The sequence below is a fragment of the Microcystis sp. LE19-131.1A genome (assembly GCF_027532015.1).
Taxonomy (GTDB): Bacteria; Cyanobacteriota; Cyanobacteriia; order Cyanobacteriales; family Microcystaceae; genus Microcystis; species Microcystis ichthyoblabe_A.
This window is the reverse complement of sequence record NZ_JAPZSS010000312.1, coordinates 23838-35778: the sequence shown is the minus strand read 5'-3', so window position 1 is coordinate 35778 and position 11941 is coordinate 23838. Positions and strand designations below refer to the sequence as shown.

General features: G+C 42.5%; 13 protein-coding genes. 7 read left to right on the top strand and 6 right to left on the bottom strand.

From position 1 onward, the window contains the following. Positions 1-167 precede the first annotated feature (167 nt). On the bottom strand, positions 168-1184 hold the full coding sequence (locus O9323_RS21650) for a toll/interleukin-1 receptor domain-containing protein (protein WP_288125739.1): 1017 nt from the start codon (positions 1182-1184) through the stop codon (positions 168-170). 17 nt (positions 1185-1201) lie between these two features. After that, positions 1202-1696, bottom strand: a complete 495-nt coding sequence (locus O9323_RS21645) for a hypothetical protein (RefSeq protein ID WP_002792692.1) — start codon at positions 1694-1696, stop codon at positions 1202-1204. A gap of 270 nt (positions 1697-1966) precedes the next feature. On the opposite strand from O9323_RS21645, the gene O9323_RS21640 reads away from it, so the two are divergent. The 3 genes from O9323_RS21640 to O9323_RS21630 all read left to right on the top strand — a co-directional run bounded on the left by O9323_RS21640 (position 1967) and on the right by O9323_RS21630 (position 3361). Then, positions 1967-2272: a hypothetical protein gene (locus tag O9323_RS21640; protein ID WP_228051479.1), complete on the top strand. Its 306-nt coding sequence runs from the start codon at positions 1967-1969 to the stop codon at positions 2270-2272. Between the two features lie 529 nt (positions 2273-2801). Next, positions 2802-3026, top strand: a complete 225-nt coding sequence (locus tag O9323_RS21635) for a DUF433 domain-containing protein (protein WP_002740734.1) — start codon at positions 2802-2804, stop codon at positions 3024-3026. Beyond that, entirely contained in the window at positions 3023-3361 is a 339-nt protein-coding gene (locus O9323_RS21630) for a DUF5615 family PIN-like protein (RefSeq protein ID WP_002755563.1), read from the top strand. Before O9323_RS21635 ends, O9323_RS21630 begins: the two co-directional genes overlap by 4 nt. A gap of 239 nt (positions 3362-3600) precedes the next feature. Here O9323_RS21630 and O9323_RS21625 read toward each other — a convergent pair whose 3' ends face one another. Beyond that, entirely contained in the window at positions 3601-4506 is a 906-nt protein-coding gene (locus O9323_RS21625; protein WP_002755565.1) for a metal ABC transporter permease, read from the bottom strand. A gap of 135 nt (positions 4507-4641) precedes the next feature. Between O9323_RS21625 and O9323_RS21620 the strand changes: the two genes are divergently transcribed. From O9323_RS21620 to O9323_RS21605, 4 genes are all read left to right on the top strand, one after another. Further along, positions 4642-5160 (top strand): cofactor assembly of complex C subunit B, encoded by a 519-nt coding sequence (locus O9323_RS21620; RefSeq protein WP_002734244.1) that lies wholly within the window; start codon positions 4642-4644, stop codon positions 5158-5160. A 7-nt stretch (positions 5161-5167) separates the two neighbouring features. Further along, positions 5168-5584, top strand: a complete 417-nt coding sequence (locus O9323_RS21615; RefSeq protein WP_149107897.1) for an acyl-CoA thioesterase — start codon at positions 5168-5170, stop codon at positions 5582-5584. Between the two features lie 3 nt (positions 5585-5587). Beyond that, a complete protein-coding gene (locus O9323_RS21610; protein WP_288125738.1) occupies positions 5588-6217 on the top strand; it encodes a DUF1361 domain-containing protein in 630 nt (209 codons plus the stop codon). 126 nt (positions 6218-6343) lie between these two features. Then, positions 6344-7684, top strand: a complete 1341-nt coding sequence (locus O9323_RS21605; protein ID WP_288125737.1) for an aromatic ring-hydroxylating dioxygenase subunit alpha — start codon at positions 6344-6346, stop codon at positions 7682-7684. Between the two features lie 368 nt (positions 7685-8052). On the opposite strand, the gene O9323_RS21600 is transcribed toward O9323_RS21605, so the two are convergent. From O9323_RS21600 to O9323_RS21590, 3 genes are all read right to left on the bottom strand, one after another. Then, positions 8053-8517 carry a DNA phosphorothioation-associated protein 4 gene (locus tag O9323_RS21600; protein WP_002755569.1) on the bottom strand — a complete coding sequence of 155 codons (465 nt, stop codon included), beginning with the start codon at positions 8515-8517 and terminating at the stop codon, positions 8053-8055. Positions 8518-8625: 108 nt separating this feature from the next. Beyond that, positions 8626-10218 carry an ArnT family glycosyltransferase gene (locus O9323_RS21595; RefSeq protein ID WP_002755571.1) on the bottom strand — a complete coding sequence of 531 codons (1593 nt, stop codon included), beginning with the start codon at positions 10216-10218 and terminating at the stop codon, positions 8626-8628. A 540-nt stretch (positions 10219-10758) separates the two neighbouring features. Next, on the bottom strand, positions 10759-11877 hold the full coding sequence (locus tag O9323_RS21590) for a peptidylprolyl isomerase (protein ID WP_002735469.1): 1119 nt from the start codon (positions 11875-11877) through the stop codon (positions 10759-10761). Positions 11878-11941 lie beyond the last annotated feature (64 nt).

Sequence of the window (11941 nt, the reverse complement as noted above, 5' to 3'; positions counted from 1 at the left end):
TTTTTATTTCTTGATAGGATAATTTAAGAATTTTACCTCCCGCTTTAGATGGTTTAAATAGCCTGCCGCTAATAGCTCCTGTCTCTTGCATTATAGATTAATTCATCAGTCCTTTATTTTGATTTTTTAATTTTAGTAACAACCATTTTTTATGAGAACAACCTTCCTCACAATCCTTTTTCAAGATTTTTCACCTGATTAAGGGCATCTTGGTAATCAACCATCTTGTTCTGTTGCGCGTAAAGTTGTGCCGCTTGATTGTAGTCTGCGATCGCACCTTGCTTGTCTCCTAAGTTATACTTGGCAATCCCGCGATTGTAGTAGGCATCAGCATAGTCAGGTTTGATTTTAATGGCTTGATTGTAGTCAGCGATCGCACCTTGGTAGTCTCCTAAGTTTTTCTTGGCAATCCCACGATTGTAGTAGGCAAGAGCATAGTCGGGTTTGATATTAATGGCTTGATTGTAGTCTGCGATCGCACCTTGGTAGTCTCCTAAGTTATACTTGGCATTCCCGCGATTGTTGTAGGCATCAGCATAGTCGGGTTTGATATTAATGGCTTGATTGTAGTCTGCGATCGCACCTTGGTAGTCTCCTAAGTTATACTTGGCATTCCCGCGATTGTAGTAGGCAAGAGCATAGTCAGGTTTGATATTAATGGCTTGATTGTAGTCTGCGATCGCACCTTGGTAGTCTCCTGATTCACCTTTGTTATAGGCACTGTTAAACCACTCCTCGGCGGTCAATTGTACGGTTTTGGGGTGTAACTCTGGCTTAACTTGGGTAATGCCCCACTGTAGCCGATAAAAAGCCGTAGCATCATCAATCTGCTCAAACTTAACCCAATTAAGTTCTTGTAGGAATAGTAAATCACTAGGAATATTATTAACCCCTGGTAACAAAACAGGAATAACAGGAATTTTTTGATTAACAAATTTAGTAATAAGCGATCGCAGTTCCATGACCTGCCACGTTCCTAATCCCTTAGTACCAATAATAATAGCTGCCGATTTAATCAGGGGAATAGCTTTTTGAATTTCATCCTGAAATGACATCCCTGGTGGGATTTGTTCCTCATCTAGCCAAGGTTTTAACCCTCGTTCCCTCAGTTTTTTAGCGATCACCCTTACTTGCGGTTTATCCACACTATTATGAGCCAGGAAAACATCAAACTGCTGAGACATTTAAAGAACCTCCTCCCCTAATTTTCAACCCCAGCAATCTCTGCTAGAGCCAGTGCATACCGACTTAAATCCTGCCTGAGAGCCTCTAACTCCCTTCGCAATTCAGGTTCTTCTGTCCATTGCTGCTCGTATTCCTTGGGACTGACATCAGCAGGGCGCTTGGCTTCCCAAACCTGTAAGCGAGGATGCCACTTGGCTAGAAAACGGCGCAAACCCCGATTCAGGACAGCGATCGCAATACCGCCCACTGAATTGCGAGAAGCCCCCACATCGGGACCAGCTTCCTTGAGAATCTCGCGGGTTGTCCCAAATAAACTATACAGCGAGTTTAAAGCCTCACGCAGCAGCCCTTCTTCACCCTCCAGTGGCTCTACAGCAATGCGCGTCACCAATTCCACATAAAGTGACCATGCAGCCCTTCTCTCAGTCGGATCTGCCTCCCATTCGGCCGAACCAATACCAAAAGGAAGACTGACAGACACTTTCTTCAATACAGCCGGATCGCCCTTCATCTGTTTCCCCTCGCCTCAGCCTCTAATGTTGCCATTCTCCTTTCCAATTATATGACGGGATTTAGCTTATTACTCCCAATATTGGGCTGGGTGGAGAGTGGCGATTGTCCTGAAAAAAACGGCTCCGACTAGATGCAGAAATCGTTAGAATAATCAAAGAATGACTTCTCCTGAACGATAGTCATTTCCGAAACACAACAGGCTCTTTTCTTCTCTCTGTCTCTAGTTAAATTTGTTACCACTGGGCAAAAATTAGCCAAAATGAGCCAAATGACCTCTCGAAAAGTTCCTCTGGGAAGTTCGATTTTTCCTCATCAACATCGCCTTTCTGCTGAAGAAATAGCGAAAATTGAGGCTGAGGATAAAGCTTTAGCTCGGCGTTGTCGAGAGATTTTTGACCGCGTTTATCCACAATTAGCAGGGGAATATTATGACTGGTTTATTGTCATTGAGCCTGAGAGTGGGGACTATCGCTGGAGCAAATTCTTGATGAAGATTTTCTGCCTTTTTAAATATGATTGTTCCAAACTTACCGTACAAAATCAAAAAAAGAAGACAATTATTGCCGACCAATAAAAAAACAATTTTGAGGCAGAATGATAAAGTAGCTCATGTTATCAGAGCGATCGCCGCTTGGGATCAAGGTTCTGGTCGGTAATGCGTTATCCTCAGAAAAGGGAAACTCAACTGTACTAGGCATGAGCAGATGCCCCTTGGTCATCCTGAATCATCTGCATCAGAATGTTTGCAGCTGCCGTTGCGTCCTAGGGCGACCAAATTGGGTACTCTGATGCGGAGAAGATGAATTGTAGTTCAGCGTCTGGGATTTGTGTGGCCAGGAGTTTGAAGAGTGATAATTTGTCTGACTGGCTCAGATTGTTGACCAGAGGAATTAACTCAGCGAGTGACATGGCTTAAACTTCTAGAGGTGCGAGAATAAATTGATCATATCCAAAAAGGTGGTGAGGAATCATCGTTCGGCCCCGGCGGTGAGGATGTCAAAATTTTTCATAATTGACAGGGTGGGCTATGCCTACCCTATTTTGTTGAAACTTTTAGCACTCTAGTTCACAATAAAGGTAAAGATCGTAAGAGCTACCTTGTAATGGCGGAATTGCTTTCAAGAATTACAGTTAATCCTCGGCAGTGCGGTGGTCGTGCCTGTATTCGAGGAATGAGAATCCGGGTGTCAGATGTGTTAGATCTATTCGCGGCAGGTTTAAGCGCGAGAGAAATTCTAGATGAAATGCCTGATCTTGAGGCAGACGATTTGAAAGCAGCGCTTTTATATGCCTCGCGGAAGCTTAATCACCCGGTTTTACTGGCATGACAATTTGGGTTGACGCACATTTGTCTCCTGCAATTGCAACCTGGATTAGCACTACACTTGAGATTGAAGCTGTGGCTTTGCGTGATCTTGGACTGAGAGATGCTGAAGATACTGAAATCTTTCAGGTTGCAAAAGCTCAAAGAGCTATCCTAATGACCAAAGACAGCGATTTTGTAGATTTAGTTGAGCGACTTGGTTCGCCCCCACAAATTATTTGGCTGACTTGTGGCAATACCTCTAATGCCCGGTTGCGTGAAATCTTGAGTGAGACTTTACCCAGGGCTTTAGAACTTTTAGCTGCTGGTGAGACATTGGTAGAAATTAGCGGAGACTAGCTGTACAGGCTAATCAATCCAAGAGCTACCCAATACAAGAGGTCAAATGGCTATTTTCCAATATCAGATTCTTGTGGGGAAGAATTAACCTAATGCTGTGGTCTGGTATGTCGCTTAAGTACAATATGAAACGATAAAATCAACACAATATCAGAGTAAGAGCCTCGAAAAATCTAGCAAATTATGGCAGTTATCTCGGCCGTCGGCTTTTTTTGATCACTCCCACCTTATCCCCCAAACTAACGCCGTCTCAACAAATTTTTTATCTCTACCCAGATAGACAGTTGACCACCTAGACTAGCGGGATGAGTGAAAATTCCTTGACGGGGACTGAATAAAAAGGCCAACATAAATAGGGTAAAAGCGACAAGCACGATCGCTGGTCCAGAGGGTAAATTCCAGTAGTAACTTAAATACATCCCACTGATACTAGAAATAATACCCACACCCACACCTAAACCCATGACTTGATGAAGACGGGTAACTAAAAGATAGGCAGTGGCTGCGGGGGTAATCAAAAGGGACAAAACGAGGATTACTCCCACCGCTTGGAGACTAGCAACGATTGTCAAACCAATCAGGAGCATTAAGCCTAAATCTAATAAATTTACTGGTAAACCCGCCGCTTGCGCCCCGATTTTGTCGAAAGTGTAGAATAATAGTTCTTTATACAGGAGCAAAACGGTTAATAAAACGATAATGGCAATAATTAGGGTATCGCGAATGTCAGCAGCAGTAACACCGAGAATATTGCCGAAGAGAAAGTGATTAAGGTCAATTTTGTTGTTTTTTTGGATGAGAGTGATCAGGGTGATGCCAAGAGCAAAAAAAGCCGAGAAAACAATACCCATGGCCGCATCTTCTTTGATTGGGGAACGATTACGGATTAAGTTAATCAGTAGGGTACTGACCATTGAGGCTAGTAAAGCACCCAAAAGAAGATTAAAATTACCAATAAAAGCGATCGCTAATCCGGGTAAGACCGAGTGACTGATGGCATCGCCCAAGAGGGCCAAACGTTGTACCATCAGGTAGGTTCCCACCACCGCACAGATGATCCCGACGATGATAGCTTCAATTAGGGATCTCTGCATGAAACTATACTGTAAGGGTTCGATTAATCCTGTTAATAGATTGTTGCCCATGAATCTGCCTTGGGGTTAAATTTTTCTGATTCTCGATCGAGGTTTTGCTCCTAGGGTCTATCTTCTAAATCGGGGGAGAAGATAGGTTAGGATAATTAGGATTAATTGTAAGTTTTTTTGCTCCTAACTGCCGCCATGGATACCCCCGTTCTTTCCTCAACTTTTTTTCTGACTCTCCTGCTCATGGTAGGATTATTCTTTTTTATTCGCGGTTCCGTCAAAGAGCGTATCGAACAGCGTGTCTATCTTACCAGTACCAGTGACGACCAACTATTAGAACAACTGCGAGACTATTTTGACCGACGTTCCTATCAAGTCAAGGCGATCGAACCCGAACAGAATATTGTCAGATTACAGGGTTTTGTGCCGCCTAGCCCCTTTCTAGCGATATTTTTGACAATTTTGGCGGCCTTGGGTTTATTTTGCTTCTCACTGGTGTTATCGGTGTTATTTCCTGATACTAATCCCTATATTTTTGCTCTTGTGGGTTTATCTCCCCTCGCGGGTGTTTTCTATTGGCAAAAAGTCGGCCGTTTAGAAGAAGTGGCTTTTAAAGTAGAAAGCAAATCTCAGCAAACGGAATTAACTGTCAAAGCCCATCGGGACGAGTTAAGACAACTACAAGATAGTTTAACCTTTCTGGAAAGACAATAAGCTTTTTATGTCCTACGAGCGCCTAATTTATCTGGCCGATACCGATGCGGCCGGTGTGGTTTACTTTGCTCATCTTCTCTCGATCTGTCATGAAGCCTACGAGTTTTCTTTAGCACAATTTGGCGTCAATATCAAGGATTTTTTGAAAGATTCTCCGGTTGCCCTACCGATTACTCAAGCGGAAATCCAGTTTTTTCGTCCTCTTTTTTGTGGCGATCAAATACAGATTAATTTCACTGTCCGATCCCTAAGCGAAAACGAGTTTGAATTGCATTATAAAATTTATTTGGCTGAAATCATGGTCGGAAAAGCGAAAACCCGCCATGTGTGCATCGCTCGCACCCATAGACAAAGAATCCCTTTCCCGGAATCTTTAAAAAATTGGTTAGGATATTTATCAACCCTAGAAGATACTGGTATTTAAGAGATGATTTGGGCAGATTTAACGATGATTTTAACTAGGGATTGGTGGCATAATGCTTGGCAATTATTTAACCTCAGTACCGGGAGGATTATCTGGAATTCTTTTCTGGCTTTTATCCCCTTTATCCTCAGTTTTTGGCTATTTCGGATCACCCTCGATCGTTCCCTACTCTGGTGGTTAATTCTCTTAGTTTTTGTGCTTTTTTTACCCAATGCTCCCTACATTCTCACCGATAGCATTCATTTAATCTTTTATGTTCAGCAGGATTACGCCAAAAGTTTATTTTTTTTAGTTTTAATTCCCCAGTATAGTATCTTTATTTTCCTTGGCTTTCAGCTATACGTTATCTCCTTACTTAATTTAAAAAGTTATTGTCAGCAAAGTCAGCTAAATTCAGCAGTTTTCCCCCTAGAAATAACTCTCCATTTTTTAAGTGCGATCGGTATCTATCTGGGGCGTTTTCTCCGGCTGAATAGTTGGTATCTAATCACTCAACCGCAGCAACTATTCTGGAGTTTGCAGAATTTACTGACTAAAAAACCTTTGATATTCATCTCTGTCTGTTTTTTAATTATTTGGCTACTATACGAGATCAATAAAAGACTTTACAATCGACTTTCTGGCTACAATTAACGCCTATCGGGAATTTCGACCCTCTCCTAGTCCCTTTCGGATTGATTAAAAGATAGTAGGAAGACAGAGATCAATTGGCCGCACCGATATTATGATCATGATCAATATTTTTTCTCTCTCATCCCCATGACAAGCACTGATCAATCTCAACCCCTGCCTAGGGATGACTATTTTCACTACCAAAATTGTTGGTATCCTGTGTTATTTGTGCAGGATTGGCAAAAAAATCCCTACTCTTTCTCTCTTTATGGGCAACCATTGCTAATATTTCGCGATCAGCAGGGAAAATGGGGCTGTTTGCTTGATCGCTGTCCCCACCGCTTGGCGAAACTCTCCACAGGACAGATGATCGCTGGGCGTTTAGAATGTTTGTACCATGGTTGGCAGTTCGAGACGGATGGAAAATGTTCCCATATTCCCCAACTGCCAGTTAATACCCCGATTCCCCGCAATGCCAAGGTTAAATCCTATGGGGTGGTGGAACGTCAGGGAGTCCTCTGGGTTTGGTTAGGAGAAGAGGAAACAGCGAAAGAAAGCGATATTCCTATCATCAAAGACCTAGAAGACCCCAATTGTGTCCATACCGATTATCTCATTGATTTTCCCTACGAACAGGGCTATTTACTCGAAAATCTCCTCGATCCCGCCCATGTTAATATTAGCCATGATCGCAGCGAATTCGGGGCAAAACGGGAAAATGCTCAACCTTTAGCCTTCCAAATCCTCGAAATCTCGGCGCGGGGAATTCGCAGTCAGTGGCGCAATAGCCGCAATCCGCAAGAAAGCTGGAAATATCTGGATTTTATAGCCCCTAATCTCGTTCATTATCGTTTTTCTCTGCCTAATCCCCATTGGTGTGCTGGATTGGCTTTATACGGGATTTCTCTGGGTCAAGGTCGTTCTCGCTTACTGGTGCGACGTTACCAAAATTTTGCCGTTAACTCCCGTCAATACCGTTGGCGCTGGTTGGAACATCTGCGTCAAAGTCGCATCCTCGAAGATGATCTACCTTTAATTCAAAGTCAGCAGCAAATGGTGGAAAAGTCAAGAGATAGTTTACAAAAATTATACTTGCCCTTAAAAAGTTCCGATGCCTTGGTGATTGAGTTACGTCAATGGTTCGATCGCTATGGGGACTCTTTCCCCTACTATCAAGGCTACACCAGCCAGCGGACAACGGCGATCGATTTATTCGATCCTTTACCCCTCGATCGCTATTCTCGTCACACTGTCCACTGTCGCACCTGTAGCGCTGCCCATGAAAACATGGTAAAAACTAAACAAATCGCAATTTTAATGGGGATATTATTAGCTTTACTGGCAATTTTATCCCCAAATCAGTCTATCTATCAAATTACTGCCCTTATTTTCGCAATTTTGGCTTTAGCAATAGCGATCGCCGCCAATTATACCCGCACAAAATTTGAACGCACCCATGAGAAAAAAGCCCATACCAAACTACAGTAATAAAGGACTTGCGCTTTGATAATGTACCTTTTGGGCGAACGCAGTTCGCCCCTACATTGTGGACAAAATCCGTTACTGTAGGGGCGCAAAGCTTGCGCCCTCCGATCGATCAGGTTTGCTGATCACCCTAAGTAGGGCGAGAGTCTTCGAGAGCCCCCGCAGCTAAGGGACTTGCGCTTTGATAATGTGTCATCTGGCTGGTCTGATTCTTCCACAGAGCGATTTTCTGGCTGGGATATTATTCCCATGCAAGTCCCTAAGTAGTCGTGCAAAATTAATTTCCTAGTGAAGATAGGCAAGAGGCAAGAGGCAAGAGGTGGTTAGAGATGTGTAATTAATTTTACTTAGGTACTTAACTAGAATTTCTACTACAAAAATCTGCCTAAATCGAATTCCGTTGTGGCAGTAATTTCTCGAAAACGTTCTTGACTGATAATTAACAATAATCTTTCAGTATAATCCACCGCACCGCGCAATTCTCGTTCTAATCTTGCTAAACCGGCGTTGGCATATTCCTCGAAAATTGTCACTCGCAAAGCTTCCGAATCTACCCCGTGGGGAGAAAGAATTTTTGTGTCTTGCAATTCATTGACTGCCAATAATTTGATTAGGGTATCGTAGCCACGAGAAATAAAAATTTCTAGGTTAATAGGTGAGGGTTCCTTCGCTACATTTTCTATCGCCAGCCTCTCTTGATATCTTACCCCTAAAGCCGCCGCAAAAGCGATGACATCAGCATAGGTCTGAAAAGGACCAATTCCCTGATTAAAATTAACTAAGGACTGGACAAATTCCCCTTTATCTCTAGCAATACGCACTCGATGAATGGACATATTTACCAAGTAAAAAGTAAAAAAGTTTACAAAATTCAGGAGATAGAAATTATCAGTATCTATGAACTATTTTATCTATCCCCTATCCGCCAATAACTGATAACTGCTTTAAGGATAAGTTTTAATTAGTCCTTTAGCTTGGTAAACATGAAATTGTTCGATGGCGACACCACCGCGCTTGATCGGAATGACAGCTACTTTAGTTATATCTTGGAAATAGGGACGGTAGCGATCGATTATTTCTGGTCTTTCTAGAGAACTATTTGTAGTAATTAATAAACCATTTTTACCGATCCATTCTTGAGGATTAAACCAAATTTGATAACCCCTTTGATCGTTGTTAAAACAGGTGACGGGAATAGGAACTAGGGGATAAAGAGCCATATCTAGCCATGCTGTCACATAAAAATTATGGGTAAAAACGAAGCTAGAATCTTTTAAGAGCGCTAATAATTCGGGCGAATTAGCAAAGCCTTGGCGCAGTTGATCGATATCGACAATTTCCCGAGAAGGGTCCTGTTCTGGGGCAATAATTCCCCCAAAAATTGCGTATTGACTAGGTTTTTGGAAAGTGCCAAAAGTAACGTGAAGCATTGCTATAGATAAAACAGTAACGATAAAAATTCCCGATCCCCATAACCATCTTTTTACCCAGATTCGAGAAGATTGCTGCCAAGTATTGGCCTTTTCTCCTAATAAAATTGTGCAGGACCAGAACCCGGGTAAAATCCAACTAGGGGCGAGATAATGGGAAGCACCCACATAAAGCATTCCCAGGATTAAAGGCAGAGAAACCGAGAGAATTAACCATTTTTTGAGTGATTCTTCATCTCGCTGAAAAAATCTTTTTTTCGAGAGAAAGTTAGGAATTTGTTCAGCAAAGCTTTTAAATGTCACCCACCACATCGGCAGACCAAAAGGAGGAAACATCGTGGCGATACTAATGCCAATAACCGAGAGAATACCAAGAATATTAAAGGTTTTGGGTTCTCCAGAAAAACGGTCTTCTAAATGAAAGCGAAAGGAAATCCAATCATGGTTAATATTCCAGTAGATAATCGGCAATAAAGTTATCAAAAAAAGAATAAATCCTAATCCCAACCAAGGGGATCTAAATACAGGCCAATAGCGGGGAGTGGTCAGACAAAATAAAACTAAACCAAAGCCCAAAATAAAGCCGTGATATTTACTTAAAACCGCCAATCCTACGGCAAGTCCAATATAAGCGAGACGATAGCTAGGATGATAGTTTTTTTCCCGAATTGGCCAGAATTCTTGGGCAGCTAAATAGACTGTTAATGACCAAAAAAAGATTAAAGGACTATCTGGCTGCGAGAGAATCCCGAAGACAATCCCATAGATGGGGATGAGAGTGGCGATCGCTAAAGTCATTCTGGCGACCGGCAGACTGAACAATTTTAAAGCTGTCAGATATAGCAAGCAGAGGCTGCCAGTATAGAAAAGGAGAGTCCCGAAGCGAATGGTAAATTGATTGACTAATCCCGTGATCCAAGTCCCAAAACCCGTGGAAATCGCTACTATTGGCGGATGATCGAAATAACTCCAATCCAGATTATGGCTGTAAACGTAATAATAGGCCTCATCGTACCCCGGATAAAGCCCCAGGGCGATGATGATTCTAAACAGGAGTCCACCGATGAGCAGATAAACGGCAATGCGATCGCTAAGTATTTTGGTCAAAATTCTTACCTCATTTCATCGCTAAAACTGATGTTAGAGACGGGAGATTTTTGGGGTTGCCAGATTCGAGATTTGTGCATCTATGGCAAGGTTAGATTTAAATGTGATCTTTAGTTACTATATCACCAACTCTGTCATCTCTTAGCCCTTGGCTATCGGCAAACTCTCCCTAGGCGTTACTGATTGGGGATATGAACGAGGATTAAGGGAAAGGGGAACTTAGATAAAACTGATGTTAATTAAATAACTTTTGCCCCTATCAAAGCAATAATAATCAGGGCGATAGATTGCGGAATTAATAATCTTAAGTAGGTAGGTGTTAAAAGTTGTCAGGTACCCCCCTTATCAAGGGTTGATTCATAGTAGGTTGATTTATGAATCAACCTACAAAGCACGACGTTTTGAAAAACTTTCAGATATTTATTCCGATGAGAGAATGAAACGATCCTAGGGGTATCGGGGGAAGCGCCCAGAATCTGAGCTGCTTCCCCTATGTTGACTAATTTTTTGCCTTGACAAAACCTAGTTAAAAACGCCAACCTAGCTAGGTTGGACGAGATTATTTAAGCCATAAACCACTTTAGCGGTGATAATCTTGTCCTTATCGGTAAGTTCTTCTAACACCTCTTTTCCCTCGACTAAATAGCCGAAAACCGAATAACGACCATCCATGAGATTAAACCCCGGAGGAGTTAATTCATTATCGAATTTAAAGAAAAAGAATTGCGAGGAACCTCCGTTAGGATTGGTATCCGGACGCGCTAGGGCCAAGGCACCAAAAGCGTTAAAAGGCAAGGCGAGACTGGGTAAGTAAATCCCTAATTCTTCGAGAGTATTGCCATAAACTGGCTCTTCTTCCCCTTTAATCAAAATTTCTAAGGGAATAGAGCGATATTGCTTAGTTTTCGGGTCAATAAATCCCTCTTCTGCACCGACGGGATCCCCGGTTTGGACAACGAAATTATCTTCGCTGCGAATGAAGGGTAAACCGTCATAAAAACCCCGTTGGACTAAATCCAGAAAGTTACCCCCATTAATCGGAGCGCTGTAACCATCCACAACGATGGTTAAATCTCCTTTGGTGGTCTGCATCTCTACGGTGGCACGTCCTCGCAATTGCGGCAAGTTAGCGTATTCCGGGGGAACGTTAAAGGGAAAACCCACCACCATTAATTCTTCTAAAGCGGTGATATTATTGAGCAATTCTCGTCTGGTTGACCAAACTGCCTCTTTATCCTTTGCTTCTACGGCCGTATCGAGGGCTGCCACTCCCGTTTTCAGTTTTTCGATTAATTCCTCCCCTTGGCTTTTACTTGCTTCGGGAACACTATCTAAGATAGCCTTGCTTTTGGTAGAAAGGGCATAATTGGCATCCTTGACATCTTTTTTAATCGGACTCCAACGCTTGGCCCGCAGATGTTTGGCAATATCTTCGATCGATTGTTGCACTTGACGAATTGGTTTATTATCTATAGGTAAGGCATTGCGTAAAATAGCAGTGGGATCCGTTACCGCGTCACCCTGAGCAAGCACAGCTAAAGCAGGAGTAGTGCCCTTAACCGTGAACAGACTTAAGATTAAAAGTAGTGCCAAGGCAATACTAGCACCGCTTTTTAAGAAAAATTTGCCCCATTCGCGTAATCTTGTCTTTATTTTCATATTTTGGTCGGTTCCTCAATGGCCATACCTATCCAAAATACTTGTAGGCTTTTAGGGGAACCCT